This window comes from Paenibacillus psychroresistens, from assembly GCF_009728935.1.
GTDB classification, from domain to species: Bacteria; Bacillota; Bacilli; order Paenibacillales; family NBRC-103111; genus Paenibacillus_AC; species Paenibacillus_AC psychroresistens.
In genome coordinates this window covers 6,441,894-6,468,576 of sequence record NZ_CP034235.1, presented here as the reverse complement: position 1 = coordinate 6,468,576, position 26,683 = coordinate 6,441,894, and the positions used below count along the sequence as shown (strand labels likewise).

30 protein-coding genes and 1 pseudogene are annotated in these 26,683 nt (G+C 41.1%); 23 read left to right on the top strand and 8 right to left on the bottom strand.

The genetic code is table 11. From position 1 onward, the window contains the following. Positions 1–115 precede the first annotated feature (115 nt). From EHS13_RS29345 to fabV, 11 genes are all read left to right on the top strand, one after another. Positions 116–1,414 carry an ABC transporter substrate-binding protein gene (locus tag EHS13_RS29345; RefSeq protein WP_155703785.1) on the top strand — a complete coding sequence of 433 codons (1,299 nt, stop codon included), beginning with the start codon at positions 116–118 and terminating at the stop codon, positions 1,412–1,414. After that, on the top strand, positions 1,377–3,188 hold the full coding sequence (locus EHS13_RS29340; protein ID WP_155703784.1) for a sensor histidine kinase: 1,812 nt from the start codon (positions 1,377–1,379) through the stop codon (positions 3,186–3,188). The genes EHS13_RS29345 and EHS13_RS29340 overlap by 38 nt, the downstream gene beginning before the upstream one ends. Position 3,189: 1 nt before the next feature. Continuing rightward, the gene (locus EHS13_RS29335) at positions 3,190–4,794 is read left to right on the top strand and encodes a response regulator (RefSeq protein ID WP_155703783.1); all 1,605 of its coding nucleotides are present in this window, start codon (positions 3,190–3,192) and stop codon (positions 4,792–4,794) included. Positions 4,795–4,919: 125 nt separating this feature from the next. After that, on the top strand, positions 4,920–5,183 hold the full coding sequence (locus EHS13_RS29330) for a hypothetical protein (RefSeq protein ID WP_155703782.1): 264 nt from the start codon (positions 4,920–4,922) through the stop codon (positions 5,181–5,183). Next, entirely contained in the window at positions 5,180–5,566 is a 387-nt protein-coding gene (locus EHS13_RS29325) for a retropepsin-like aspartic protease (protein WP_155703781.1), read from the top strand. The genes EHS13_RS29330 and EHS13_RS29325 overlap by 4 nt, the downstream gene beginning before the upstream one ends. A 167-nt stretch (positions 5,567–5,733) precedes the next feature. Further along, on the top strand, positions 5,734–7,038 hold the full coding sequence (locus tag EHS13_RS29320; protein WP_227013584.1) for an ABC transporter substrate-binding protein: 1,305 nt from the start codon (positions 5,734–5,736) through the stop codon (positions 7,036–7,038). 71 nt (positions 7,039–7,109) lie between these two features. Further along, the gene (locus tag EHS13_RS29315; RefSeq protein WP_155703779.1) at positions 7,110–8,006 is read left to right on the top strand and encodes a carbohydrate ABC transporter permease; all 897 of its coding nucleotides are present in this window, start codon (positions 7,110–7,112) and stop codon (positions 8,004–8,006) included. A gap of 7 nt (positions 8,007–8,013) precedes the next feature. Beyond that, positions 8,014–8,844 carry a carbohydrate ABC transporter permease gene (locus EHS13_RS29310; protein WP_227013582.1) on the top strand — a complete coding sequence of 277 codons (831 nt, stop codon included), beginning with the start codon at positions 8,014–8,016 and terminating at the stop codon, positions 8,842–8,844. A gap of 32 nt (positions 8,845–8,876) precedes the next feature. Next, positions 8,877–9,905 (top strand): glycoside hydrolase family 43 protein, encoded by a 1,029-nt coding sequence (locus tag EHS13_RS29305; RefSeq protein ID WP_155703778.1) that lies wholly within the window; start codon positions 8,877–8,879, stop codon positions 9,903–9,905. Positions 9,906–10,058: 153 nt separating this feature from the next. Beyond that, positions 10,059–10,538 (top strand): transcription elongation factor GreA, encoded by a 480-nt coding sequence (gene greA / locus EHS13_RS29300; protein WP_155703777.1) that lies wholly within the window; start codon positions 10,059–10,061, stop codon positions 10,536–10,538. 165 nt (positions 10,539–10,703) lie between these two features. After that, the gene (gene fabV / locus EHS13_RS29295; protein ID WP_155703776.1) at positions 10,704–11,870 is read left to right on the top strand and encodes an enoyl-ACP reductase FabV; all 1,167 of its coding nucleotides are present in this window, start codon (positions 10,704–10,706) and stop codon (positions 11,868–11,870) included. A gap of 57 nt (positions 11,871–11,927) precedes the next feature. On the opposite strand, the gene EHS13_RS29290 is transcribed toward fabV, so the two are convergent. After that, entirely contained in the window at positions 11,928–12,323 is a 396-nt protein-coding gene (locus EHS13_RS29290; RefSeq protein ID WP_155703775.1) for a YflT domain-containing protein, read from the bottom strand. Positions 12,324–12,432: 109 nt separating this feature from the next. Between EHS13_RS29290 and EHS13_RS37645 the strand changes: the two genes are divergently transcribed. From EHS13_RS37645 to EHS13_RS29275, 3 genes are all read left to right on the top strand, one after another. Then, complete coding sequence (locus EHS13_RS37645; protein WP_155703774.1) at positions 12,433–12,591, top strand: sigma factor; 159 nt, start codon at positions 12,433–12,435, stop codon at positions 12,589–12,591. A 66-nt stretch (positions 12,592–12,657) separates the two neighbouring features. Next, positions 12,658–13,707 (top strand): phosphoribosylformylglycinamidine cyclo-ligase, encoded by a 1,050-nt coding sequence (purM, locus tag EHS13_RS29280; RefSeq protein WP_155703773.1) that lies wholly within the window; start codon positions 12,658–12,660, stop codon positions 13,705–13,707. 8 nt (positions 13,708–13,715) lie between these two features. Then, positions 13,716–14,231, top strand: coding sequence for an RDD family protein (locus tag EHS13_RS29275; RefSeq protein WP_155703772.1), 516 nt, complete (start codon positions 13,716–13,718; stop codon positions 14,229–14,231). Here the strand turns inward: EHS13_RS29275 and EHS13_RS29270 are convergent. Next, entirely contained in the window at positions 14,221–15,306 is a 1,086-nt protein-coding gene (locus EHS13_RS29270; protein ID WP_155703771.1) for a branched-chain amino acid aminotransferase, read from the bottom strand. The two genes, EHS13_RS29275 and EHS13_RS29270, sit on opposite strands and share 11 nt — an antisense overlap. Before the next feature lie 121 nt (positions 15,307–15,427). Here EHS13_RS29270 and EHS13_RS29265 point away from each other — a divergent pair, with 121 nt between their 5' ends. The 7 genes and pseudogenes from EHS13_RS29265 (at position 15,428) to EHS13_RS29240 (ending at position 21,891) form a co-directional block, all read left to right on the top strand. Then, positions 15,428–16,324: a LysR family transcriptional regulator gene (locus tag EHS13_RS29265; protein ID WP_155703770.1), complete on the top strand. Its 897-nt coding sequence runs from the start codon at positions 15,428–15,430 to the stop codon at positions 16,322–16,324. Positions 16,325–16,339: 15 nt separating this feature from the next. After that, on the top strand, positions 16,340–16,465 hold the full coding sequence (locus EHS13_RS37290) for a hypothetical protein (protein WP_264373556.1): 126 nt from the start codon (positions 16,340–16,342) through the stop codon (positions 16,463–16,465). A 72-nt stretch (positions 16,466–16,537) separates the two neighbouring features. After that, complete coding sequence (locus tag EHS13_RS29260) at positions 16,538–18,265, top strand: TolB family protein (RefSeq protein WP_155703769.1); 1,728 nt, start codon at positions 16,538–16,540, stop codon at positions 18,263–18,265. A gap of 35 nt (positions 18,266–18,300) precedes the next feature. Further along, positions 18,301–19,188 (top strand): annotated as a pseudogene (locus tag EHS13_RS29255) (NAD(P)H-hydrate dehydratase); the annotation flags it as partial. A 382-nt stretch (positions 19,189–19,570) separates the two neighbouring features. After that, a complete protein-coding gene (locus EHS13_RS29250) occupies positions 19,571–20,383 on the top strand; it encodes an SDR family NAD(P)-dependent oxidoreductase (protein ID WP_155703767.1) in 813 nt (270 codons plus the stop codon). Positions 20,384–20,418: 35 nt separating this feature from the next. Next, positions 20,419–20,751: a cupin domain-containing protein gene (locus tag EHS13_RS29245; RefSeq protein WP_155703766.1), complete on the top strand. Its 333-nt coding sequence runs from the start codon at positions 20,419–20,421 to the stop codon at positions 20,749–20,751. A gap of 18 nt (positions 20,752–20,769) precedes the next feature. Then, entirely contained in the window at positions 20,770–21,891 is a 1,122-nt protein-coding gene (locus EHS13_RS29240; RefSeq protein ID WP_155703765.1) for a mandelate racemase/muconate lactonizing enzyme family protein, read from the top strand. Positions 21,892–21,970: 79 nt separating this feature from the next. Here EHS13_RS29240 and EHS13_RS29235 read toward each other — a convergent pair whose 3' ends face one another. Then, positions 21,971–22,723: a GntR family transcriptional regulator gene (locus EHS13_RS29235; RefSeq protein WP_155703764.1), complete on the bottom strand. Its 753-nt coding sequence runs from the start codon at positions 22,721–22,723 to the stop codon at positions 21,971–21,973. A gap of 87 nt (positions 22,724–22,810) precedes the next feature. Here EHS13_RS29235 and EHS13_RS29230 point away from each other — a divergent pair, with 87 nt between their 5' ends. Both EHS13_RS29230 and lspA read left to right on the top strand, forming a co-directional pair. Continuing rightward, positions 22,811–23,029 carry a hypothetical protein gene (locus EHS13_RS29230; RefSeq protein WP_162463306.1) on the top strand — a complete coding sequence of 73 codons (219 nt, stop codon included), beginning with the start codon at positions 22,811–22,813 and terminating at the stop codon, positions 23,027–23,029. 49 nt (positions 23,030–23,078) lie between these two features. Continuing rightward, positions 23,079–23,561 carry a signal peptidase II gene (gene lspA / locus EHS13_RS29225; protein ID WP_155703762.1) on the top strand — a complete coding sequence of 161 codons (483 nt, stop codon included), beginning with the start codon at positions 23,079–23,081 and terminating at the stop codon, positions 23,559–23,561. A gap of 17 nt (positions 23,562–23,578) precedes the next feature. Here lspA and EHS13_RS29220 read toward each other — a convergent pair whose 3' ends face one another. From EHS13_RS29220 to gerPC, 5 genes are all read right to left on the bottom strand, one after another. Then, on the bottom strand, positions 23,579–24,526 hold the full coding sequence (locus tag EHS13_RS29220; protein ID WP_155703761.1) for a C40 family peptidase: 948 nt from the start codon (positions 24,524–24,526) through the stop codon (positions 23,579–23,581). 239 nt (positions 24,527–24,765) lie between these two features. Then, entirely contained in the window at positions 24,766–25,260 is a 495-nt protein-coding gene (locus EHS13_RS29215; protein WP_155703760.1) for a C40 family peptidase, read from the bottom strand. Between the two features lie 243 nt (positions 25,261–25,503). Continuing rightward, entirely contained in the window at positions 25,504–25,923 is a 420-nt protein-coding gene (locus EHS13_RS29210; protein WP_155703759.1) for a spore germination protein GerPE, read from the bottom strand. An 8-nt stretch (positions 25,924–25,931) separates the two neighbouring features. After that, complete coding sequence (locus EHS13_RS29205) at positions 25,932–26,111, bottom strand: spore gernimation protein GerPD (protein WP_155703758.1); 180 nt, start codon at positions 26,109–26,111, stop codon at positions 25,932–25,934. Further along, complete coding sequence (gene gerPC, locus EHS13_RS29200) at positions 26,108–26,668, bottom strand: spore germination protein GerPC (RefSeq protein WP_155703757.1); 561 nt, start codon at positions 26,666–26,668, stop codon at positions 26,108–26,110. The genes EHS13_RS29205 and gerPC overlap by 4 nt, the downstream gene beginning before the upstream one ends. Positions 26,669–26,683 lie beyond the last annotated feature (15 nt).

Genomic DNA, 26,683 nt, shown 5'->3' with positions numbered 1-26,683 from the left:
AAATTCAATAAAATCGTAAAATATGTCTAGTAGATATTAAAAAGTGACGTATGAGCTGAGGGGCTGTTCAGGTATACTTAAGGGTACTAGAAGTATCCTAGGAGGCAGCTCTAAAATGAAGGGTAAATTTCAAGGGGGAGTCAGAAGTATTTTACTTTTGATTTTATGTTTATATATATCAGGCTGCACAATGCACAAAGCTCCCCAACCGCAGGAGTCGGCAGTCAGCAAAGTGAGGATTACGTTTTGGTCCCCGTTTAGCGGCGGAGACGGCCAATTTATGGCAGCCTTGATCCAGCAATTTAATGCGGAGAATCAAGATCATATTAAAGTGGAGCAGATTAACAATAATTCAGGCGATTATTATACGAAGCTTCCCACTGCGATTGTGACGGAAGAGGCGCCGGATGTAGCCATTATTCATTCCTCCAAATATTCACAGTATGTACCAGCTAGCTTTCTAACGGATATTGATTCTTTGGCGTTAGAGGCAGGAGTGAAATGGGAGGAATTCAACCCAGCCATTCTAAAGAGCACGGTCATTAACGATAAACATTATGGGATTCCGCTCGATACGCATTTGGAGGTCATGTATTATAATAAAAAATGGTTGCGGGAAGCGGGGCTTTTGGATCAGTCTGAAAAACCTGATCTACGACAAGGTGAAGAAGGATTTACTAGCTTTTTAGAGCGGCTCCAGCAGAATATCCCCGCCAATATTGCTCCGCTGGCTGAACCTAATGTGCGGATTGATGCCTATTGGTTATGGTATTCCCTGTATAATCAAATGAATATAGATGGTGGTAGGATGTACACCGACGACGGCAAAAAAGCAGCAATCGATAATCCATCTGCATTGAAATCCTTGCAGTATGTAAACTCTCTTTATACCAGTAAGCTCATTCCAGCCAATATCAATGATACAGTTCTTACATTCTCTGCCGGAAAGGCAGCCGTATTAATAACAGGCGTTTGGGCAACAGGCACTTTTGAGAAAATAGCTGGCTTGGACTTTGGCGTTACGAAAATTCCAGTGATCTATGATCACCCTGCTGCTTGGGGGGATTCACATACCTTTGCTATCCCCTACCATAAGAATCAAGATAAACAGAAGTCGCTTGCTGCGATTAAGTTCGCCAATTGGGTAGCGGAGCATGGAGCAAGCTGGGCGAAAGCAGGCCATATCCCAGCTGTTACTAAAGCGGTCGAGTCTGAGGAATTCCAGAAGATGAAGTATCGTCCCGATTATGCAAGCTCTGCAGATGATGTGAAATATTTCCCGAATAATCCTAAGCAGGGGAAAATCAATGATGAAATCGTACGTGAATTTGAGAAGATGATGGCAGGTCAACTTTCTCCACAAGAGGTGCTGCACAATGCTCAAAGCATTATTACTCGGAACATTCAGGAATAGCATGGGCTTTTTGGAACAGCGAATTCAATGGTTTAAGAATCTTCCTGTGGTCACTAAATTAGTTGTCATTAACTTTATTCTGATCGCTTTGCCGCTTGCTATAGCCAGCTATTTGACTTATACAAGCTATTCAACATCGATTCAAAAAAATATCGGCAGATATCAAATGGATGTCGTGAAGGAATTGACGGCGAATATTGATACCTATATGAATGAGCTGAATTTATTAAGCTTAATGCCCTACCAAGCACCTGAAATTATTCAATATCTAGCAGCGCCCAAAAAGCCGGACGAGCCGCTGCCTTTTACAGAAAGAGTTAATTTAGAGGATTTTACTAAACGGGTATTTGCGAATGGACGGGTTGATATTACAGGGATTACACTTTACAGTTCAGTTGGTGGAGCTTACGAGGTGTTGTCCGAAGCTCAGCCAAATTATTCTTATAAAAGTGTTAAAGATGAGCTTTGGTTTGCTAAGGTTTCTCAAACAGGTAAAGTGGTTTATGTGAAGTCCAAAAACGAGAATAATTACTCTTTTGCGAGAAAAATTCGCAGTGTTGAAACAGGCAATGAGCTTGGTTATGTCGTGCTTGATGTAGATAAGAATATCATTCGCAATAAAATGGAAGCCTTAACCAACGAGAATAAAAATATTATCATTCTGGATGAAACAGGAGATTTGGTTTACAAAAGCCAAGCCTTCGAGATCGAACCAAATGCCATTAATCAATATAGCGGTTCAGGGACAGTTGTGTTTCGCCAGCAGCACGATAAAGTATTGCTTTCCTATTATACATCTCCGATCACAGGCTGGAAGATGATGGAGATGGTGCCGTTAGCAACTTTACTTGCGGATACGGTCCAGGTAAGGAATTACATTATTTTAATCGGGTTGATCTGTCTATTGCTTGGAGTTATCATTTCTATTTGGATTGCGGTGCGCATTACAAATCCAATTAGCGAATTGCGTAATTTAATGAAAAAGGTTGTACGCGGCGACCTAGATGTCTCGATTCCAATCAGCAGCAGAGATGAAATTGGGCAGCTTAGCCAATCCTTTAATACCATGGTATCTAAGCTTAGTGATTTGGGCTATCGCCTATTCGAATCTGAGATTCGGGAGAAAAATTCGCAAATCGCGGCGCTGCAGAGCCAGATTAACCCTCATTTTCTATATAACACATTAGGTTCTATCAGCATGTATGCCGAAATTCAAGGCAATCGTGAAGTAGTCAAGATGACCAATAGCTTGAGCAAGCTGCTTCGTTACAGCATTAACAGTCAGAAGAGTCAGGTACCGCTTGAAATGGAGCTCGAGCATGTCAAAGGCTATATGGCTATTCAGCAAATACGCTTTGAACACAAAATTCAATTTTATGTCGAGGTAGAGCCTGAATTATTGAAAGGCTCGGTTATTCGGTTTATTCTGCAGCCTATAGTTGAGAATAGTATTGTGCATGGCTTTGAGAAAGGAAATGGTTTTGGCACAATCATCTTATCGGGCAAGAAAATCGATGACACGATGGTAATCAAGATTCAAGATGACGGAGCGGGCATGAATGCCCTGCAATTGCAAGCTCTACTAGATAAAAAAACTAGCATTGTCAATCCTGAGGAAGGAAAAGGCGGGCACGGCTTAATGAATGTACATCGCAGAATTGTATTGCGTTATGGCAATCAGTTTGGTTTAACAATTGAAAGCGACCTGGCCAAAGGCACAACAATAAGTCTGGTATTACCGTTTACGGATGTCGAAGTAATGGAGGAGAATTGAAATGCCAACCATATTAATTGTAGACGATGAAACCATCTTCCATAAAGGAATTCAGCTTATGATCGCTGAAATGAACTCCGATTGGGTAGTCATTAGTGAAGCCAGTGATGGAGTGGAAGCGCTCGAGAAAATAGCAGAGCGACAGCCTGATCTCATCATTACCGATATCAAAATGCCGCGGATGGATGGGATTCAGCTGCAATATATCGTTAAGGAACGCTATCCAGAAGTAGCCTGTGTAGTTATGAGCGGCTATAATGATTTTCAATATGCTAGAGAATCCTTGCGCTTAGGGGCGAAGGATTACTTAATGAAGCCTTTTGATCGAGAAGAATTATATAAATTGCTGGACACAATTAAAGCGGAATGGACGCATGTTAAAGATAATATAGGCAGTAAAATGGGCACAGAGGATAAACAAGTTCAGGCACAAATGCGCCAGCATGTACTCGAAGGCTTATTAACGGGAAGCGTGCATAATGCGGAGACAGAGCTGCTCGAAAGTGTTGGGATTAGCTTTCCTAAGGCCTACATTACTTGTTTGATTGCCAAGCTAGATCGCGATTCGGTTACGGATGAAAGATACAATCAGATGGATCCTTCCTTATTTTCGCTTTATATTAGGCAGTTTATTCAAGAGTTTGTTGATATTTCTATGCTGGGTTATGTTTTTATTCTATCTGAAACCCAGGTTATTGTTTTATTAAGCCACGAAAACGATATAACAATCCAGGAAGATATAGAGCAATTGACCACGCGAATTCGTCATGAAATTCATAACTTATCTAATCTTACCATTACTTTTGGAATGGGCAGTCCTGCCAAGGATTTGGAGTCGATTGCTATTTCGTTTAAAGAAGCAGAAATGGCGCTACTATATCGTTTGGTTATAGGTGGAGACAGATTGCTTTCGGCAACAACACTTGCAGAGCTGACATCTGATAAATTTGATTTTCATTCCTATGATTGGCATGCATTGAAGCAATCTGTTCAAGAAGGCGATAAACGAAATGCCAAGCTGCACACAGAGCTTTTGATCACTAAGCTATGCGAGGAATGGAAGGATCCAGAGATGATTCAACAGCAGATTTGCCAAATCCTGCTGCATTTCTATGAGTTAGCGGTTAACTTAGCCATTGCCAAAACATGGTTGAAAGGAACGGATGTCAAGCAGGTTTTGATGGATGTATGCTCCTATTCGTCCCGCAAGGAATTAATCGAGCGCTGTATGCAGTTAATTGGAGATCTGACTGATTGCATAGTGAACCGTAAGAAAAAGTTTGTAGCCAGTCCCGTTGAGCTTGTTGTGAATTATGTTGAAGAGCATTTTGCTGAATCTATCACCTTGAATATGATGGCAGAGATCGTTTATCTAAGTCCAACCTATCTAAGCAGTCTATTCAAGAGTAAACGCGGACAATCCTTCGTAGATTTTCTCACAGAGAAGCGGATGGAGAAAGCCAAAAACATGCTGCTTTACTCCGATGATAAAATCCAAGTAATCTCCGAAGCAACTGGCTTCACAAACATCCGGCATTTTAATCGCGTGTTTAAGCTAGCTACTCGGAGAACTCCTTCTGAGTTTCGTGAGGGTAAGCGGGAGTAAAATAAGCCTTCACAGGAAATTGCCTATTAAGTGCAGTCATATTATTTAAAAAGTATGTTTGAATAGCTCCAAAATTTGTTATAATGGATTAAGAAATTATTCTTAATTGAATGGAGGAATAACAGATGCAATGGGAAGAAGTGAAAGACCATTATCCATCGCAATGGGTGCTTATTGAAGCAATTGATGCTACCTCGCAGTTCAATAAACGTATCGTTGAAGAAATTTCAATTGTCGACTCCTTTAATGAAGATAGTAAAGAGGCTTTAAAAAAATATATTCAATTACATCGTGCGAATAAAGATCGAGAGTTATATGTGGTTCATACCTCACGTGAACATCTGGAAATTGAGGAGAAAATATGGACAGGGATTAGGGCAAATCCATGAAGTTAAATATGATTTATGGGTTGCCTTTTGTAGATGCTGTTTTTTCTCATCGTGGCAAAGAAATTACAGTTTCTAATGTGTTGATAGATACAGGCTCCGCAACAACTTTGCTCTCAGCGGAGATTGCACTTGAACTTGGATTGGAGCCTGAGCTTACGGATACAATTCAAACGATGCGAGGTGTTGGTGGTAAGGAGTTTGTGTACGAGAAGAATTTAGACAAGCTTACTTTGGATTCTGCATCTATTCTGGAATACACCATACAAATTGGTGATATGGATTATGGAATTCACATCAATGCTATTATTGGCACAGATTTTCTCACCAATGCTAAGATTGTTGTGGATTTAAGCGAGTTGGAGATTTACGTGAAGGTAAAATAACTTTTACAGCAGGACATATTTTAAGATTGTATAGACCCATTTTTGGGTCTTTTTTTGTTTCATATAATATGTCCATATGTTCTAAGATATCGTCATGGTAAGACTTATTAATTGCGGGTATATTAAAAACGAGTTCAAATCGAGGGGAGATTATACAAATGGTGAATATGAAAAAGTTTCAAACTTTAGGCGTTACAGTGTTGGCTTCTGCAATTGTGTTGTCAGGTTGTTCTACGAAAAAAGATGCTGAGTCATCTGCAGCACCTGCTGCTTCAACAGATGCAGCTGCTACCCAAGCGCCAGCTTCAAACGGTGAAAAGGTAAACATTAACTTCTGGACGCCATTCTCAGGTAATGATGGTCCATTCATGAAGAAAATTGTTGATAAATATAACAAAGCACAAGATAAATACACGGTAAAAATGACAATCCAGCCTAATGGAGATTATTACAAACTGCTGGATACAGCATTCGCAACAAAAAAATCAGTTCCAGATGTAGCCATTATGCATCTTGACCAAACGCCAACTTATATTTCAAAGGATTTATTGCAGCCGATTGAGGCAATTGCAAAAACAGCTGGAGTGGATCAAGCTAACTTTCCTGCAGCGACCGTGGATTATTCTACAAAAGATGGTCACTGGTACAGTATTCCTCTAGACATTCACCCACTTATTATGTACTACAATAAAGATTTGTTTAAGGCTGCTGGAATTGAAGCACCACCTACAAATCGTGAAGAGTTTGTAGCGGCTGCTTTAAAACTAACGGATGCTTCCAAAGGTGTATGGGGAGCAGCTATGCCAACATTCTGGATTCAAAACTTTCTCTTCCCAACCGTATTATTTCAAAATGGCGGCAGCTTTCTAGATGACAAAGGTAATATTGCTTATAACTCACCTGCTGGTGTAGAAGCAGTCACGTTCATGAGAAGCTTAACTACCATGAAGGTTTCTCCTCCAATCGTAGCAGCTGATGGAGATTTCAATTTATTCCAGCAAGGCAAGAGCGCGATGCATTTTAATGGTCCATGGTCCAAGGATGCATTCGACAAAGCGAAGATCAATTATGGCGTTGCACCAGTACCACAGCTTGGAACAGTTAAACAAGCAGTTTTTGGAGGCTCCCATAATTTTATAATTCCAAAGACTACGACAGATACCAATGTGCTTGCAGGTGTGGGTGATTTCTTGAAATATGTATCTGACAATTCAATTGATTGGGCAGAGTCAGGTCAAGCGGTTGCTTCTAAAGTAGTACGTGACAGCGATGCATTCAAAGCTATGACTCAACAACAGGTAGAAGTTGCCAAAGAATTTGATTATGTACAATTTGCTCCTAAGGTATTAAATTGGGGACCTATTTCAGACAGTATTTGGAGTGAATTGGCAAATGCCTTGCAAGGTAAGAAAGATCCTAAAAAAGCATTGGATGACGCAGCAGCAAAATCAACACAAGCGATGAAAAAATAATCGTTAAATAGTTATTAATTAAGGCGGGTATCCGATACCCGCCTTAATTTTAGAGTATTGGAGGGAACATTATGGATTCATCGACGAATTGGAAATCAAAGCTAACATCTAGTTTATTTATTTTACCGTATTTATTAGCTTTTCTAGCCTTTACCCTGATTCCGATCATATACGGCTTTATCATAAGCTTGAAACAATATAATTTACTGGATGAAGTACATCCCTATGTGGGGTTTGCCAATTACAAGAGTATTTTTACTGCCGGGACACAGGAGCATGATTTGTTCTTCATCGGAATGAAAGCAACCTTGAAATTTGTTGTGTTCTCTGTTCCCTTTCTGGTATTAGTCGGATTAGGCTTCGCTTTGCTCTTAAATGCTTTACCTGAAAAGCTTCGCTCTTTATTTAGATCTGTTTATTTTATACCCTTCTCGGTTTCGGCTACCGTAATGGCTGTTATTTGGAAAAGAGTATTCGATGTCACAGGTGGACTGCTCAATCACATCATTGCTCAATTTGGCTATCGAGAGTTTAATCCCATCCCTTGGCTGCTGGATACACCGTATGTTTGGATCGCATTGGTGGTATCTACCCTATGGTGGACGATTGGCTTCAATATGATTATTTTCGTAAACGCATTAAATAGTGTGCCGGAGGATCTTTATGAAGCAGCAAGTCTGGATGGCGCTAATGGTTGGGATAGACTGAAGAGTATTACGCTCCCCTCGATTAAGCCAGTGATGATTTTTGTGCTGATTACCACAACCATTGCTTCTTATAATGTTTATGCTCAGCCTAATTTAATGAGTAATGCAGGAGATGAAACCAAAGTCTTGCTGATGGGTATTCTGCAAACGGCTTATTTAGGGCGGGAGATTGGTTCTGCTTCAGCGATGGCCATTCTCATGGGCTTAACCATTATGATCGTTTCTATTATTCAATTTAAAGTTACTAATAGAAAGGAGTAGGGATACCTTGAAATCAAAAAAACTCTTTTATGTTTTACTAGCAAGCGTATTGGCAATCATTTTTATTCTGCCGATGCTGTGGATGGTTTCAAATTCCGTGAAGTCAGATATTGAGGTTATTTCACCGACTTTTCATTTGCTTCCACAAGAATTCACTTGGGAAAACTATACTAGTATATTTACGGGCAGTGATGTCGAAGTTCCGATTTTTCGTTGGATGTTTAATTCCTTTTTTGTTGGCTTTGCGGCAACATTTTTAGTTATACTTGTGGATACCATGGCTGCTTATGCACTGGTCAAGCTGGACATTTATTTTAAAAAAACATTGTTTGCGTTATTCGTGGGATCACTAATGGTGCCAGGTATAATTTCCTTTCTGCCACAATACTTGAATTTCAGTAATTTTAATTTGATTAATACGTACTATGTTCTAATCTTGCCTTATTCGGGTGCTGCGCTTGGTGTATTCTTATTGATGCAATTCTTCCAATCCTTTCCAGCAGAAATTATCGAGGCGGGTAGAATTGATGGGGCTAACAAGTGGAAGGTCTTCATTTCTATTCTAATGCCGTCATCGATATCCATTGTAACTACATTAGCTATTTTCACCTTTATGGGTGTATTCAATGATTACGTTTGGCCATTCTTCACCGTAACGGATTTGAATATGCGGACTATGACCGCTGGCGTTGCAGTAATGGCGACGGGGAGCTTTACACAGTCATATGGAAAATTGATGGCATTAGCAACCTTATCTACATTACCGACATTACTTGTCTTTCTTATCGGACAAAAGCAGTTCGTCAAATCCATAACAGCCTCTGGCGTTAAGCAATAAGCTGATTTGCTGCTGCAAAGGGAGAATAAACCATGACTATTCATTTCCGATCATTACTTGTTATTCTATGTTTGATTTTCATTATGGAAGGTTGTTCGAGCGTGAATAAAACGACTGAGTCACCAGCGATAAAGACATTTACTAATCCTATCATCGGAGACGGGGCAGATCCTTGGGTCACCTCCAAAGATGGCTTTTACTACTACACGCAAACCACAGGAACGAATATCCGAATTTGGAAATCAAAGACCTTAACCGGGCTAGCTGATGCGGAGTATAAAGATGTTTGGTTTCCACCGCTTACAGGCGGTAACACCTCGAATATTTGGGCACCTGAGCTGCATTATTTAAATGGCAAATGGTATGTATATTATGCTGCAGATGATGGGCAGAATGAGAATCATCGGATGTATGTACTTGAATCGGAAACGGATGACCCTCTGGGCAATTATATAGATAAAGGGATGCTTGATACAGACGGCAAATGGGCGATTGACGGGACAGTTTTGGAGAAAAAAGATGGTTCCCTATATTTCATTTGGTCAGGCTGGGAAGGCGATGTTAATGTAAGCCAACAGCTATACATTGCAGAAATGAGCAACCCATTTACAATCAAGGGCAAAGGCGTTGAAATTTCACGACCGACCTATGCTTGGGAAATGGTGGGTACACCAACAATTAATGAAGGACCTCAGGTACTGATGCATGATGATAAAACATTCATCGTTTATTCAGCAAGCGGCAGCTGGACCGATGATTATTGTTTGGGCATGCTGAGCACGGAGTTAAACAGTGATCTGTTGAATCCAGCTTCTTGGAAAAAGCATGAACTACCCGTATTCTCGAAAACAGCTGAGGTATTCGGCCCCGGCCATAATTCATTTATTAAATCTATAGACGGTACGGAGGATTGGATTATCTATCATGCCGCAAAATTAGCAGGCTCTGGTTGGGTAAGAAATGTCCGCATGCAGAGCTTTAATTGGGATAAAGATGGTAACCCAAATTTTGGAGTTCCAGTCACGGAAGGGGTTCAGCTTGCTGTTCCTAGTGGAGAATAGACATATTTAATGCCAAGAACAGTTAAATACTGTTCTTTTCTTCTATTATTATAAAAATAATGTTACCAATACGGCACAAGGGGCAAAAATAGTGTAGTATTTAAAGGAGCACATAACTATAAAAAAATGCATAGGGAATTGGGAGCTGTAGACTTGTCAAAAGATGAAGTGATTTTAACCCGTGAGGGATTGCAGAAGTTGGAGCTTGAACTGGAAGACCTGAAGATTGTAAAACGCAAAGAAGTAGCCGCACGTATTAAAACGGCGATCAGCTATGGCGATCTTAAAGAAAATAGTGAATATCATTCTGCTAAGAATGATCAGTCCTTCATGGAAGGAAGGATCATCACCTTGGAAAGAATGCTTAATAAAGCTAAAGTTGCAGATACCGATAATGTAGATGTGAAATATGTTCGAGTTGGTTTTATGGTCGTGCTTAATGATGTTGAAGTTTCTGAGCGAATCGAGTATCGAATCGTTGGTCCTGCCGAGGCAGATGTTCTGGAAAGTAAAATATCCTATGAAAGTCCATTAGGCAAGACTTTGATGGGCAAATGTGTAGGCGATGTTATTAATGTACCTGCACCTATGGGTGTCATTCAATATGAGCTGTTAGAAATCAGAGCCGTTTAAGGCTATTTTAAAATATTATTTTGATGTACAGGGCTTCTTGGGGGATTTTCCTAGGAAGCTCTTTTAGTTTGGATATAATCCAGCTAGCTATGGTATGAAAAAGAGGGCACGTACGCTATAATAATTTTAGAGCTTGCATTTATAAAAGAAAAGAGGATTTGAACCTTGATTATTAAACCGAAAGTTAGAGGCTTTATCTGTACGACTGCCCATCCTGTTGGATGCGCTTATCAAGTTCAAGAACAAGTGAATTATGTTAAAAGTCAGAACCCCATAGAAGGACCGAAAAAGGTGTTGGTTATTGGCGCTTCTACGGGATATGGCCTTGCTTCGCGGATTGCAGCAACCTTTGGTGCTGGAGCAAATACGATCGGTGTGTTTTTCGAAAGACCAGCATCAGATGACCGTACTGCATCAGCAGGCTGGTACAACACAATTGAATTTGAAAAACAGGCACGTGAAGCTGGATATTATGCTGAGAGTATCAATGGCGATGCTTTTTCTGATGAGGTTAAGCAGCTGACTATTGATTTGATTCGCGCTAATATGGGTCAGGTCGATATGGTCGTATACAGCTTGGCATCTCCGCGCCGGACCCACCCGAAAACAGGTGAAGTATTCTCTTCTGTATTGAAGCCATTGGGCGGAACCTATTCGAATAAAACGGTTAATTTTCACACAGGCGAAGTAACGGAAGTGACCATAGAAGCAGCGAACGAGGAAGAAATTAGACAAACCGTAGCGGTTATGGGCGGCGAGGATTGGGAAATGTGGATCCATGCGCTTCAGGAAGCTGGAGTTTTGGCGGATGGGGCAACTACACTGGCATATTCCTACATAGGACCTGAGATCACTCAGGCGGTTTACCGTGAAGGGACTATCGGCAGAGCCAAGGACCATCTGGAAGCAACTGCACTAAGCTTGAATAATCAGCTGCAAGCTACAGGCGGACGTGCTTATGTTTCTGTAAATAAGGCGCTTGTGACACAGTCTAGCTCAGCGATCCCAGTTGTGCCACTTTATATTTCCTTACTATTTAAAGTAATGAAAGAGAAAGGCTTGCATGAAGGCTGTATTGAGCAGATGTATCGACTTTTCGCGGAACAGCTGTTTAATGGCAATAAAGCAGCTGTTGATGAAAAAGGACGTATCCGTGTAGATGATTGGGAAATGCGGAGCGATGTGCAAAGTGAAGTGGACACTTTATGGAATAAGGTTTCAACTGATAATCTCGGAGAGCTGTCAGATATTGCAGGGTATCGCAAGGATTTCTTCAAGCTGTTTGGCTTTGAAGTAGATTCAGTTGATTATGAATTGGATGTAACTCCATAAAGAATAAGAAACAGCCTGCTCCCGTAAAGGAAGCAGGCTGTTTTAAATTGCAGGACTCTACATCATCGGAACATATCCGAAGTAACCAATATTCGGGTCAAAGTTTTCATTGTCATAGATTGTGCCGCTCCATGTAAGTACCACGACTTTACCTTTATCCATCTCGGATTCCAGTTCTTCCGCATGCTCCTTAGAAACGCCTACAGATCTCAGCTTAGCTCGCAATTCATCCCCGGTAGAACGGAATAAATTAGCGGTTGCTGTAATGATACCTTCTTCCGCAATACCAATTTCGTTAGCATCTGTATGTTCACTGATATGTTCAGTTCTTTTTTTATCATGTGTCAGGACGAAAATCTTTTCTTTTACATAACCTTGGCTTTCGAGTTCGGCAATCTTATTACGTGTCTCCAGGATGTTGTTAAGTGTATATACCTTTGTATGTTCAGTCATTGTGTATTCCTCCTTGATTCTCGTTTATTTTTAACAATGCCCGACTTATAGGCTTGTTATTCTTTACTTAACCATGTCATGGAGAATTGAAACAAAGCTGTCTGAATAAATGACTCGGTCAACACATTATTGCAAAGCTATGACAGGATCGCCGTGGGACGCAGAGGATCTTGTTCAAGAAACATTACTGAAAACTTACGCAGTACTGCCAAAGCTATGGCAACCGCTAAATTATCCGGTTCATTTTAACGGTTATACTCACGACTGAATTCTGTTATCATTTGAGGTATGTTACAATGTTTGGAAAAACAAGTAAATTGGAGGCGGATATTGAGTGGAAAACGATAAACTGACTTATGCTGGAGCAGGAATTGATATTGATGATACGGATGCAGTAAAGCAAAACATGGCTAAAAGCTTGATGACAAATGATAGCCGGGTTTTGAATTCACTTGGTGCTTTTGCTTCTTTATATGACTTTAAATTTCCAGAATATGAGCATCCTGTAATGGTTATGAAAACAGAGGAACCGGGTTCCAAACAAAAGCTGGCTTTTCAGCATGGACGAGTTCGCTCCATTTGCTACGATATGATTAACCATTTGATCAATGACATTATTGTTATGGGTGCTAAACCTCTTGCTGTTCAGGATGCAATTATTTGTGGCTCGATTGAAAAAGAAATAATCAGCGAAATTGTTGATGCTGTTTCATCCGCTTGCAAAGAGCAGGATTGCGTTCTAACTGGCGGCGAGACTTCTATTCAACCGGGAGTTCTGGAGAAAGGTTCTTACATTCTCACGTCCAGTATAGTTGGGATCGTCGACAAAGCGAAGATCATAGACGGTTCAGCAATCCGCAAGGGAGATATTGTCTTGGCTATTGAGTCCAATGGGATACATACGAATGGGTATACATTGGTTAGAGCTATTATGGACAAATATCCTGAAATCCTCGATATGAGGGTGGGTTATGAGAGCTTTCTAGACGCCATTATGAAGCCGCATCTCTGCTATTACAAGCCATTGAGAGATTTGTTTGGGATGGATGGTCTTCACGGAATGGCTCATATTACGGGCGGCGGGATTGAAGGGAATTTGAGCAGGGTCATTCCAAATGAGTTAAATGCAATTATTGACTTAGCTAAGGTTGAAGTATTGCCTCTATTCCAAATGCTCCATAAAATTGGGAACATAGACGAAAAGGAAATGCTCCGCACGTTCAATATGGGTATTGGCCTAGTTGTGGTTGTTGATTCGGATATAGTGGAAACCATAATAGAGCATGTAGCTTCATTCGGGTTGAAAAGCTACGTAATCGGTGAAATAGCTGATGGTAGCAAGCAGATTATTTTTCAACAAGAGTTGAGCTGGGGGGTTAAGTGATTCACTCTATGAAAAACGTATCATTCGGCACCCGCATATTCGCTTTTTTGTGGGATTATGTAATCATTTTAGGTTACATCATCCTGCTGATCGGATTATCTTTCCTTATAGAACCGCTGGTGACTCCGCTGTTTACGACAAATCCATTGTTAGCGGAGTTTACGGGGTTTCTATTTATTACACTACCTGTATATCTTTATTTTGCCATCTGTGAAGGCTCGAAAGCGCATGCAACATGGGGTAAACGAAAAATGGGGGTTGTAGTAGCTGGCATTTACGGTCAAAAGATCGGACTTGGAACCTCGCTTTTTCGTTCTGGACTTAAATTCCTTCCTTGGGAGCTAGCTCATTTCACCATTTGGCACATGGTCATTCCTTCTGAATACCCCGATTATATCATTTATTCATTATTGGGAACGGTCTACGGTTTGGCACTTGTTTACTTAATAAGCCCATTATGGAGCAAGAATAAACAAACTCTTTATGACTCTATCGCTCTGACAGTGGTTAGATTCAAGGAGTGAGGTCAAGCTCTACCATCCAACCAAACGGATCGGAGTTAACTCCTTTTTGTATACCTGTTAAAGCGTCATAAAGCCTTTGCGAAAGCTCGCCTATTAAACCGTTTTGAATTACAAGCTTATCATCCTGCCAGCTGAGTTCACCAATGGGTGATATAACGGCGGCAGTTCCTGTGCCAAAGGCTTCTTCTAAAGAACCGTCTTTACCGGCTTCATACACTTCTTCAATCGAAATTACTTTCTCAACAACAGGAATATTCCAATGCGTTAATAGCTGAATAATGGAACTCCGGGTGATACCATCCAAGATACTTCCATTTAATGAAGGCGTATAAACAGTTCCCTTGATTTTGAAAAATACATTCATGCTGCCTACCTCTTCAATATATCTTTTATGAATGCCATCCAGCCATAAGACTTGGGAGTAACCCTGTTTTTTGGCATTTTCTTGTGCGTTTAGACCTGCGGCATAATTCCCTGCTGTCTTGGCTTCACCGACTCCACCAATTACGGCGCGAACAAACTCGGACTCAACAAAGATCTTAACTGGATTCACACCTTCTGGGTAATAAGCGCCAACCGGTGACATAATGATTACGAACTGATAATGCGTGGAAGGAGATACACCTAATGCGGGTTGAACAGCAAATACAAATGGGCGAATATACAGAGATGTCCCTGGCTCCGTTGGAATCCAATCCTGATCGGCACTGATCAATAGCTCTAAAGCTTCCAATACAACCTTCTCATTTAGCTGAGGGATACTTAAGCGCTCATTAGAGCGGTTCATTCTTTGGATGTTTTTCTGTGGTCTGAATAAAAGAGTTCGTCCATCCTCCGTTCTGTATGCTTTTAATCCTTCAAAAACGGTTTGACCGTAATGAAATATTTTCGCTGATGGATCTAAGACAATGGGCTGATAAGGTACAACACGAGGCTGGTACCAGCCCTTTTCTAACGAATAATCCATAATAAACATATGATCTGTAAAATAAACTCCGAATCCCAGCTGATTCTGTGGCGGCTTGATTTTTTTAACTTTGCAACGCTCCAATTGTATTTCCAAAGGCTGAACCATCTTAACCATCTCCTTAGATTCTGTTGGCGATAGTTGAATCCTAACACCTCATCCTATATATTTAAAATATCTATTTTGTTTAATGTTTATACCTTTTAGGTATGAAAGTTGGGGTGGAGCTATGGACATGCGTCAATTAAGGTATTTTTTGATGATCGCCCAAGAGGGGCAAATTACGCGTGCGGCTAAGCTGCTTAATATGGAACAACCTCCCTTAAGCAGGCAGCTGAAGCAAATGGAAGAGGAGCTTGGTGTTAGGCTGTTTGATCGTAATAAAATGCGCTTAAAGCTGACAGCTGCCGGAGTGCTGCTAATGCAAAAAGCAGAAATGCTGCTGAATCAATTCGATGAATCAATAAAAGAGGTCAAAGAATTAGAGGAAGGCATTCGAGGCGTTTTATCAATTGGATCCGTTGTCTCCTGCATCTCACTCTTACCTAAGCAAATTGAGTTATTCAGGGAGAAACATCCTCAAGTAACGTTTAAGCTTTCCGAAGGTGATCATTATTATTTAGGAGATCAGCTGGAGAAGCGAGAAATTGAATTGATCCTAGCAAGACTGCCGTTTGAGGCACCCAAAAACCAGCAGCATTATGAGATACTCCATTTACCCTCCGATCCTTTTGTAGCCGTTATACCAAGTGCATGGGCTTCCAATTTCGGTGATCATAAGATTAAGATGAAGGAATTAGCTGGCTATCCTTTCTTAACATTGAAGACAGACAAAACAACTCGGATGCACGAGCAGGTGGTTGAAGAATGTAAAAGCCATGGCTTTGAACCAACTATTATTTGTGAATGTTCAAGTGTAGCGATCATTATGTCGCTTATAGCTCAAGGGATCGGCGCTACTGTGTTTCCTAAATCAGTGATGTCATCCTTTCCGAATACTGTGGTTAAGATGCTCGAAATTCAGGATGCTGAGTTTCAGTCAGAGGTTGGTGTTCTGTGGTTGAAGGATCGCTATCTATCTAAAAGTGCCCAGCAATTCATCGATAGTTTTCGAACCTTTAAGTGACTTAAATAACCGTCTGTGGGTGAGAACTATAAAGTAATTGATGAATATGGTTTGCCGCAAGAATGGAATTCTGCAGGTAATAATGGATCAGAGCGATATATAGAAGTACAAGTTTGGGATGACAAGCTTTTGAAAGAGTGACAGGGAATAAATGGAAGGTTATAGCCTAGCAGATGTCGAATAATAGGTTATTGTGAAACAGGGGGAAATAGAATGAAGCTTAAGATTGGTATGATTATTGCTTTGTTGATATGTACAGCTTGTCAGTCTAAGGAAGCAGATTTGGTGACTGATGTTAAGCCAGAGACTACAGTGAAACCAAAAACGGAGATTGCTGTTGCTGCGCAAACACCTCAAACCAAGAAAGAATTCAAGTTAGAAGAGTTGATACCTCAAGGTAGAAAGATAGCGACTGATTTGAGTGGAGAACCGCTTAAAGCAGAAGGCGATTTAAATAAAGATGGTATAGAAGACTTGGTTTTTATTGTTGACTCTGAGGCAATGGATGTATTAGAGAACAGGGATTTAGCGATTTATTTGGGTGAAAAGGACGGCAGTTATACTAAATCCATTTATGCTAAGAGCATTATTATGTGCAAGAACTGTGGCGGTGGGGGAATTGAGGAACCAGTACAGGATTTGGCTGTAGATAGGGGTTCAGTAGTTCTGAATTCTATGTGGGGATCTTCTACCAGAGAATATGAAAACGCTAGATTTCAACTAAGAGATAAGCTGTGGTTGCTAATAGGTTACACTAGTGGGATTTATTCCATATATGAAGAAACAGCGTCACAAAGAGATTTTAACTTAATAACAGGTGATTACATATTAAAAGCAGGTAAAAGTATGGACATACTTAAAACAATTAGCTCGGGGAAAAACTCACCACGGAAACTAGTTGAGTTAGTGAACTATGTGGGTGACCCCGATAATGAAGCTTTGTCAAAGCTGAGTAACAATGATCATATCGAATATGTTACTGAATCACCAAATCGTAAGTATGTTTTCTATATTTATTATGATAATGGTACACATAGTACAAAGGAAGTGCCTTCTCGTGTATATGTAAAACAATTGGATGCAAAGGATCCAATTGAATTAAAAGATGTGGATGATAGTATAAATTCGGTTGTGTGGTCACCAGACGGAAATTATTTATTAGTTGGTTTAGTAGCTGGAGATGAGCATAAACATCATGGTAATTTGTATAAAGCTTCTTCGATGGAAACCTTGAAAAGTATAAATTATTATGGAGATGTTACGTTCTCCCCAGATTCAACTAGAATAGTTTATTCAAGTGATGACTTAGCGGATACGAAAGTGAGCAGTTTAAATCTTGAAAAAGAGGATGAAAGGGAATCTCTGGTTATCTATGATAGTACAACGAATGATACCTATTCGATAGTTGATTCGTATGCCAGTGGTATATACTTTACCCCTTTTTGGAACAACAAAGATGAAATAGCGTACGTGGTGGAATCGATGATAGAAGGAGTGGTTACGGACCAATCGATTATTAAGGTTAAGTCTGGAAAACCTGAGCTAAAGCCTAAAGTATCTAGTATTTATCCGTTGTATGAAAATGAAAAAGGAAAATTCTCATTTGAGTTTCCAAAGGAATGGGAGAATAAGTATGCGATAAAGGAATATCAAAGCGGGATAACCATCCTACATAAAAATGATTTTTCTACAAAAGGGGAGCTGTTTGGTGTATTTGAATATGGCTCCGTGGATGAATGGAAAGAATTTTTAATAGACCAGCCAAGTGGTGAGCCTTATGTAAAGCTTGGGGTCAGGGATGGCAGGGTGTTTGTTAAAAAGTCCCCGGGTGGTGAAGTTTATGATACCAACACTTTATTAGGAAAGAAGACCGCGGAGGATTACTTTAAGCTGCTGGAACAAGAAGCTTCGATTATAGAAACCTTTAAGTTTACTGATTAAACAGTGAGAATGGAGGAGTTTAAATGGCTGGTTATGCAGAGCAAGAAGGAACTTTTTTATTGCAGGAGATTCTGTTTAAAGAACGATTAGGAATAGATATGGATCTGCCAAGAATAGCAGATTCGAACAAAGGTACTTATGGCCATGTTCTGGTAGCTGCAGGTACGAGGCAGATGAGTGGAGCAGGATTATTATGTTCACATGCCGCTCTGCGCGGAGGCTGCGGACTGGTTTCTTGGGCTTTGCCGAATCGCTTGCTGGAGCCTATGCTAGGGAGATTGCCTGAGATTATGCTGCATGGTATTGCGGACAGGGAGCGGGGCGATTGGTCGGAAGTCTCCAGTGAGGAAGTGATCCAGTTAGCCGATAACAAGGATGTTCTTGTTATCGGGCCTGGCATGGGGAGGTTTCAAGGGGATAGCGCATGGCTGCGCGCTATCTGGGAAGGGACGCGCTGTCCGCTGGTTGTGGATGCGGACGCGCTGAACATGATTGCCGACGCGACGGACTTCGCGTCGTGGGGGGCGAGGTCTGCGGCGGTGATCCTCACGCCGCATCCAGGCGAGATGGCGCGCCTGCTAGGCAGCATTCCCGTGCACGAGGTGCAACGGGAACGCACTGGCTTAGCGCGCCGCTATGCGGTTCAGCACGGAGTAACACTCGTGCTGAAAGGCACGGGCACCGTGTGCGCCACCCCCGAAGGCGTCGTGTATGTTAACACGACGGGCAACCCGGGGATGGCCACCGCCGGTGCCGGCGATGTTCTTGCAGGCGTGCTTGGCAGCCTGCTGGCACAAAAGCTGACCGCCGAGCAAGCTGCGTGCCTCGGCGTCTACAAGCACGGCGCGGCAGGCGATCGCGCCGCCGCCAAACGTCATTCCGCTGGCTCGCTCATCGCCAGCGACATCATCGAAGCACTATAATTCTCCAAGCAATATGCCTAATATTTGTGCGAATTATGGAGCGGAGGCTCCCAAAGACCAAGTTAAGCACATGGATTATGCTTATTCATAGGAAATTGTTTCGAAATCGAGGCATTTCCAGTGCATAAGCATAATTTTTGTGTTAATAGCCTCAGTTATTGATCAAGGAGGCTCTATTTGCACAATTTTTAGGCTTATAGAAAATTGATTGGTCCGCGCATCAATTCCTTCTATCTGTTATCCCCTGCGACTGAGCGAAAGGGATACAGGTCAAACAGTATTTCGCTTTTTTGTTGTACATTTCCCCACTCAAATGATTGTTGACAATCATCAATTTAAAAAGTAACATTACATCATAATTAAACGAAAGGAGCTGAGGAGTTTGCTGCGTTTTTCGGGAAAAACGGTAGTTATTACAGGTGGTGCCACTGGAATTGGATTTGCCGCTGCAGAGCTTTTTGTCCGTGAAGGTGCAAGGATTGTCATTGCAGGTCGCAGCAGTAAGGCTGGAGAAGCAGCAATAAAAGCCTTGAAAGATATCATCGAAGAACTAGTCAAGAAAGATACTTCATTTCCTTCTCACATGCCCATATACGTTCAAACCGATGTGGCCATCGAAGCTGATGTAAGCAGACTGATGGAGTTAGCCGCTGAACAAACTGGCAGAATTGATGTGTTGGTCAATAATGCAGCGATGTTCTATGAAAGCGATTTTTTGACGGAAACGACCGAGCAATGGCATCAAGTGTTTAATGTGATTGCAGACGGGGCTTATTTTTGTACAAAGCATGCAGCTAAGGTGATGGTAGATAAAGAAATTAAAGGTGCGATCGTCAATATATCCTCGATTAATAGCTACAGAGCACTTCAGAAATCGAGTCATTATAATGCTGCCAAAGGTGCGTTGGATCAGCTGACACGCTGTACTGCACTTGAGCTTGCACCACATGGGATCCGAGTGAATGGAGTAGCTCCAGGTTTTATTGATACAGGTTTATCTGTCATTGGCGGCGTAAATGAATTGGAAACCGAAGACTTCTTGCATTATTATGTTAAACAGAGGAAGATTCCGCTTGCGAGAGCAGGGTTTCCGCAGGAAATTGCGACAATTATCGCTTTTTTGGCATCCGATGAATCCTCTTATATTCAAGGAGCAATCATTCCTGCAGATGGCGGGTTATCGATTACATTTTAGAAGAATTATTCCTAACACATTTGGAGGTAATCTCAATGGAACAAAGTAAGGAATACGGCAATTGGCAGCAAATAAACGAACTAATCCGCCGCAAAATATTCGCCCCAGGCGAGACCATTATGAGCATGCTGGTTGAGCTTAAACAAGGTGGGATTGGACCTGAACACTCCCATCCACATGAGCAGCTCAGCTTCGTTGTTACTGGAAAGCTTGAATTTACGATTGCGGGTATCATCCATTATGTTTCGGCAGGCGAGCAAATTCTTGTTCCAAGTAATCAGCTGCATACGGTAGCAGCACTTGAAGATACTCAGGTTTTAGAAACATTCACCCCTTTGCGCGAAGATTTATTGAATTCAGTTAACTAAAAAGATGGGGGATTACCGATGAAAATTACTGAAGTTGAAGCGATTTATTTAAGCTTACCTGATTTGGATGCATCCAAATGTGACGGTACGCAAGATACATTAATTATCAGAATTCACACGGACGAAGGAATTACCGGAATTGGCGAGGTTGATTCATCGCCGCTTGTGGCCAAAGCTGTGGTGGATGCACCTGCTTCTCACTCGATTGCAACTGGACTGCGAAGTCTATTGATTGGTGAAAACCCGCTTGAGATTGAACGCCTTTGGGATAAAATGTATCGTGGAACCAACTACTTTGGGCGGACGGGGCCAGCCTTGCATGCGATGAGCGGGGTCGATATTGCGTTATGGGATATTCTCGGCAAGAAGATGAATCTTCCCGTTGCAATAATGCTTGGTGGCATATTCAACCCTAAACTTAAGGCTTATGCCAGCGCATTAATGCCCGATACTATTGAAGATGCGGTAAAGCTAGCTGAAGAAAACCTCAAGCTTGGTTATAAAGCGATGAAGTTTGGTTGGGGTCCGATTGGCAAGAATGCTAAATTTGACGAAGCCCAGATTAAGGCGATTCGTGAAACAGTAGGTGAAGATATTGATATCATGATCGATGCAGGCCTGGCTTGGGATTTAAAAGGCGCTTTGCGTATGGCAGAGGTCTATGAGAAATATAATTTATTCTGGCTAGAGGAACCGGTTCATTCTAATGATATTGCCGGCTATCGCGAATTATCTGACCGCACTAGCTTATCAATTGCTGGCGGGGAACAAGAAAGCGGCAGAATGGCGTTTCAGCGTTTGTTGGATGACGGGCACGTGGATATTATTCAACCCGATTTAGCTCGTGTCGGCGGATTAACGGAAGGCAAGAAAATCGCTTATATGGCTTATGACCGTCAAAAAAAGGTTGTTCCTCATGCTTTTAAAACAGGAATTTTAGTTGCAGCAAGCACACATTTTGCAGCAGCAATTCCGAATGGTTTTATGATCGAGTACACGGTTTCAACATCTCCCTTATCCCGTGATTTGATCAGTAATCCGATAGATTTTAAAGATGGTTATGTGACTGTTCCTTTGGATCGTCCAGGCCTCGGTGTAGAGATTGATGAGAAAGTATTGGAGAAATACAGGGTTAATTAGATGCCATATTCCATGAAATATAAACAAAAAGAGCCTGAGATGATTTTCCTCAAGGCTCTTTTCATTATCTTCAGGCTGATCAGGAGAAACAAAGCAAGCAATCTTCGTTATGAATATGCTGGGTCCACGCTGTAGAAATCAACTCAAAATTCTTGCCTTTTAATGCTTCAACTAATACAACATGGTCACGGGGAACCTGATTTAAATCGGTGAATTTTTGCGTGTTCTTAATGAAATGCAGGCGCAGCCTGTTTACAATACTTGCCCATATTTGCAGTGTGTAGCTGGATTCACTGAAAGCTAACAAATGCTCATGAAAGCGAATATCCTCTTCAATCAGCATGAATAAATCATTTTCTGCAGCGAGAATTGTCATTTTGGCAACTATTGAATCCAGAACATCAAACCATGCATCATCCCACTTATCGAGGTTGTATTTAATGGCATAAAGCTCGAGCTGAAGACGGATGGGGATCAATAAATCAACAATTTCCTCTTTCTGAACATCAGCAACTACTGTTTCACGATAAGGCGAGCAAACGACTAGACCCATGGCCTCCAGATCACGAAAGGCTTCGCGAATCGGTCCACGACTGATTTTCATTTGCTCAGAAATTTCTAGCTCTTTAAGTTTATCGCCAGACTTAAGATCTCCATGGATAATGGCATTCCGTATATCTGAGGCTACTTTTTGGCGTAAAGAAGGGTTTTCTTGATTTTTAAATTGAAATTGCGTCATAGCCGTTTCACCAACTTTTACTTTATTAAGCTTTAGTATAGAGGAGAAGGCTCTAAATAACAATAAATCCTGCATACTCTTGATTGTTGACAATTTTTACGATTAAGCGCATTGTACGGTATGGAACTTGAGTGTTTTTTAGTCCATCAAGGCAACATAAGACGAACAGGGATAACAGCCATGTGGCTTATCGCAACTTTGTTATCTTATATGGTTGGTGTTCATTTGGGATATGGGTTAATTGGCGTTTATTGGTGTATGATTGCAGACGAGTATGTGAGAGGTTTTATTGCACTTTTCCGCTGGAGACGTAAAAAATATTTAAAGCTCGCAGAACAGAAAGTGGAGTCATCGAATCGAGTAATGAAAACGATCGGCCAGATCTCAGAGCAACTGTAAGATAAAGTTCTTTCTGCTATAATAGGGATGAGAATGGAGTTGGTGAGCTATGCTATTTTATATCTGTGCTGCTTTCGTTGTGTTGGTGGATCAAGCTTCAAAAATACTTGTTCGATTGAATATGGAAGTGGGGGATACTCTCCCATTTTGGCGCAATCATGTGCATTTTAATTTCTACGAGAATAGCGGCGCAGCTTTTAGTTCCTTTCAAGGCTTTGGACGTTATTTTGTAATTGTTGCCCTCGCTTTAGTTGTGGGTGTCATCTATTATCGTCGCAAAGGGGAGTTACGCGGAGTATTCATTGAGCTGGGGACGGGATTTTTAGTTGGCGGCGCGATTGGCAATGCTATCGATCGAACCTTATATAATAAAGTAACGGATTTTCTAGTGTTTGGACAGGATGGCGGAATTCTCAATCTGGCGGATATCGCGATTAATATCGGGATGTTTTTTATCATGGTCCATACTTTGCTGGGTTTTTGGAAAAACCGCAAGAGCTCATCTCATGAAAAACCCCTGAATCTTCAATGAAGATCAGGGGTTTTAAATTATTTCAATACACTTCCACCGTACAAAAAGCGATATTCCCAAGCGTTTCCAAGCACTTTATCCTCGCGTACACCGCCGGATTCAATTGAATAGGTATGCAGGATCTTGCCATTTCCAAGGTAGATTCCAACGTGAGTGATCGTTTCTTTTGATTTATTAATGGAAGCATAATCGGATGCTTTAGATCCTTCATAGGACATAAAGAACATTAAATCTCCGCGTTTAAGCTGACTAATATGAGTAACATCCGTATCCAACTGTTTCACCAAACTACCTTGTGCCCGCGAATCACCAGGCAATAAATCATTGATCCCATCCAAAAAAGCTTGTCTTATGAAATCTGAACAATCAAAGGTATCGGTATCTGAACGGCTCGAGCCGAATTCATAAGGTGTGCCTAGATAGCGGATACCTGCTTGGATAACACGATCAATTTCTTCTGCTAAGGGAAGTTTGATGCCTGTGACGGAAAGGTCTGTTGTTAAGTATGTTGGGCTTGTGCTGACATAGCCTTTGATACCATTCATATCTTGAGCTCGATACCAAGCACTGTTCACTTTTTCAAGCACAAGCATTTTCTCACCGGGCTGCAGCATTCGAATCCGAGCACCAGTAGGAGAAGGCTGAGTTCTAAAGTTTACTCCTGCAATGATTTTTGCATTGGATTTTACGGTTATGTATGTATTTGCGGTCGAAACGTAGCCCCTTTTTCCTTTACTATCTTTAATGGAATACCAGTAGGCATTTACTTTATCAAGCACCTCAACAGATTCATTTTTTTGCAGGTATCGGATAAATCCGCTTGTTGTTGAAGGACCATTGCGTAAGCTGACACTTTGGACAATTTTCGCCTCTGTGATTGCTCCTGTGGCTGCTTGAGCGATAACAGGAATGAAGAGCATACTAAGTAAGACTACCATTAAACTAACCTTGAGCATTCTTCCCATTGTTGAATTACCTCCAAATTATGCCTGACTGTGTGTGTACGAGCTCTATGTGATGGAATAGGTATGGGTTTAATTATAGTAACAAATAGAACAGCAAAGAATATGCCAATATTATCATTTGATAGAAGCTAGATGATCCTTTAGTCCCTGTTAGACAAAGAACAGCCCCAAATACTTGGGGCTGAAGTCATGTGAGAAAATTCGAGAGGTAGTATTATCCAATTAGGTGGTGCATTAAACTAACGAATCACGCGCCGAGCTGTTGTGTAATTATGTCCCCACCAACCAGAATTTATATCAGAGATTGTTACACCAGGGTCTCCCCAGGTATGAAGGATTTTCCCGTTTCCGATATAAACAGCTACATGATGAACGGGTGAATAGAAGAATACAAGATCCCCAGGCTTCAGGTTATTACGCGATACATAAGTACCCACACGAGATTGATCATGAGATGAACGCGGGAGATCAATTCCAGACTTGTCAAAAATATATTGCATTAGGGAAGAACAGTCGAACCGTTTACTAGATCCTGAATCAGCACCAAATTTATATTTAACCCCAATAAAGCGCTTTCCTGTTGCGATAATATTGCTTGCTTTTGATGAAGAAATAGTTGTGTCTGCGTAAGCCGGTTTTGCTGTGAAGAACATGCTGCCTGAAACCATCATGGATAAACTTAGAGATACGGCTACAATTGATTTGGCCCAGTGTTTTTTAATTGAAGTATACATATGCTTTGTACCCCCTAGTTAGTTTATGAAGCGTTTCCATAGACATACTATACCATACGTTTTTTAACCACTATTTACTAAGCGTGCATTTAAGCCAGACGTGGATTAGCTTTTATCCAAATCATGAAAGTTTCGTGAGAATTTTCTCATGAGTTTTTTATGGTATTTTATTGAATGGTGGTATATAAGCTTTTTTTATCAAAATAGAGCTTGTCTAACTAAATGTCATAGAATAAGGAGAGGTCAAGCCTCTCCCAGTGGAATACTTTCTGTAGATTCTGATTCTGTGTTATTTCCTAATTTTACAAACTGACGGAAGTGCTTGATTCTAGATTCGCTATTAATCAGACTTGTCGATCCAATTTGCAGGGCGGAAGCTTCCGCTAAACCAATAACATCAACTCGGTTTACTTTGATAAAAGGCGACTCCTGAACAACGTTCATATTGACTTTCTCTAGAGGTAGATTAGGTTGGGGAAGCTCTTTATTAAATGATGGATAATCCTCAAATTCAGCTTCGCTCGTGAAAAAAACAGCAAACTGACGCTGAACGGCTAATGCCCGTGTGTGGCCTGAAATCTTCGCAGAATCGCCCACGATTAGCGTGGAAGCCGATGAAATACCAGATACTATAATGTAATTTACAATAGAGGTTCGCCTCATATTAACACCTACGTAATTGAAGCAAGAGGAACAAGTGGACCAATAATTAGTGATTCAGGTGGTGTGTCGAAGAGGGAGGAGAGTGTAATCACTTCTGCGTCACCAATCAGAAAAATAGACGAGCTCGATACACCAATAATGCGAATATCGCCTACTGAAATTTCTTTATTAATCACGGTATAATTCATTTGGATTCACGCTCACTTTCACTTAGCTTACTTAAATATTGATTTAAGCCACTCCAAATATCTTTTTTAACCTTATCTGTAATGGCAGCCTCGGAGTGATAGTAACGTATTCGTTCATCAATTTGGTTCCTTAAATCTTCAATAATAAAAGTGTGCTTTTCGTAGTCAAGAACCAGATTATACTGCTTGCTTAACGTTTGAAGCTCAACAGGCACTTCAGTATCCAGATATTGATTAATCTTAGTTTGAATTTGACGGAAATGATTGGTTTCTTGATTGAGCTCAGCGGTGCGTTCGTTTAGAGATTTTCCATCGATACTAAGATCTTCAATGGATTTACCTGGTGCCGGCGAGATTCCGATATTAAGTGTCCCCTCGAGCTTTTCGATTTTTAATTGGTCAAAATTATATTCGATTTTATCTACTGTAGAGGATGGCTGTTTTTTCAATGACTCTATTTCATGAAGTATGTTTTGCAGGGATTGCTCTAGCTGCAGGAGCTTCTGTGATTGCCAATTCATATGCTGAATAAGCTGCTGAGCCTGTAATGGATCCATAATATCACCCCATTA

Excerpts from the sequence above, each read along its gene's own strand:
- EHS13_RS29270 (WP_155703771.1), bottom strand. The coding sequence starts at position 15,306 with ATGGTTCAGCCTTTGGAAATACAATTGGAGCGTTGCAAAGTTAAAAAA.
- EHS13_RS29290 (WP_155703775.1), bottom strand. The coding sequence starts at position 12,323 with ATGACTGAACATACAAAGGTATATACACTTAACAACATCCTGGAGACA.
- EHS13_RS29230 (WP_162463306.1), top strand. The coding sequence starts at position 22,811 with ATGTGGCTTATCGCAACTTTGTTATCTTATATGGTTGGTGTTCATTTG.
- EHS13_RS29265 (WP_155703770.1), top strand. The coding sequence starts at position 15,428 with ATGGACATGCGTCAATTAAGGTATTTTTTGATGATCGCCCAAGAGGGG.
- EHS13_RS29245 (WP_155703766.1), top strand. The coding sequence starts at position 20,419 with ATGGAACAAAGTAAGGAATACGGCAATTGGCAGCAAATAAACGAACTA.
- EHS13_RS29215 (WP_155703760.1), bottom strand. The coding sequence starts at position 25,260 with ATGTATACTTCAATTAAAAAACACTGGGCCAAATCAATTGTAGCCGTA.
- lspA (WP_155703762.1), top strand. The coding sequence starts at position 23,079 with ATGCTATTTTATATCTGTGCTGCTTTCGTTGTGTTGGTGGATCAAGCT.
- EHS13_RS29315 (WP_155703779.1), top strand. The coding sequence starts at position 7,110 with ATGGATTCATCGACGAATTGGAAATCAAAGCTAACATCTAGTTTATTT.
- EHS13_RS29305 (WP_155703778.1), top strand. The coding sequence starts at position 8,877 with ATGACTATTCATTTCCGATCATTACTTGTTATTCTATGTTTGATTTTC.
- EHS13_RS29325 (WP_155703781.1), top strand. The coding sequence starts at position 5,180 with ATGAAGTTAAATATGATTTATGGGTTGCCTTTTGTAGATGCTGTTTTT.
- EHS13_RS29260 (WP_155703769.1), top strand. The coding sequence starts at position 16,538 with ATGAAGCTTAAGATTGGTATGATTATTGCTTTGTTGATATGTACAGCT.
- EHS13_RS37645 (WP_155703774.1), top strand. The coding sequence starts at position 12,433 with ATGACTCGGTCAACACATTATTGCAAAGCTATGACAGGATCGCCGTGG.
- EHS13_RS29320 (WP_227013584.1), top strand. The coding sequence starts at position 5,734 with ATGAAAAAGTTTCAAACTTTAGGCGTTACAGTGTTGGCTTCTGCAATT.
- gerPC (WP_155703757.1), bottom strand. The coding sequence starts at position 26,668 with ATGGATCCATTACAGGCTCAGCAGCTTATTCAGCATATGAATTGGCAA.
- EHS13_RS29210 (WP_155703759.1), bottom strand. The coding sequence starts at position 25,923 with ATGAGGCGAACCTCTATTGTAAATTACATTATAGTATCTGGTATTTCA.
- EHS13_RS29330 (WP_155703782.1), top strand. The coding sequence starts at position 4,920 with ATGCAATGGGAAGAAGTGAAAGACCATTATCCATCGCAATGGGTGCTT.
- EHS13_RS29275 (WP_155703772.1), top strand. The coding sequence starts at position 13,716 with ATGAAAAACGTATCATTCGGCACCCGCATATTCGCTTTTTTGTGGGAT.
- EHS13_RS29205 (WP_155703758.1), bottom strand. The coding sequence starts at position 26,111 with ATGAATTATACCGTGATTAATAAAGAAATTTCAGTAGGCGATATTCGC.
- EHS13_RS29340 (WP_155703784.1), top strand. The coding sequence starts at position 1,377 with ATGCTCAAAGCATTATTACTCGGAACATTCAGGAATAGCATGGGCTTT.
- EHS13_RS29345 (WP_155703785.1), top strand. The coding sequence starts at position 116 with ATGAAGGGTAAATTTCAAGGGGGAGTCAGAAGTATTTTACTTTTGATT.
- EHS13_RS29220 (WP_155703761.1), bottom strand. The coding sequence starts at position 24,526 with ATGGGAAGAATGCTCAAGGTTAGTTTAATGGTAGTCTTACTTAGTATG.
- EHS13_RS29240 (WP_155703765.1), top strand. The coding sequence starts at position 20,770 with ATGAAAATTACTGAAGTTGAAGCGATTTATTTAAGCTTACCTGATTTG.
- EHS13_RS29335 (WP_155703783.1), top strand. The coding sequence starts at position 3,190 with ATGCCAACCATATTAATTGTAGACGATGAAACCATCTTCCATAAAGGA.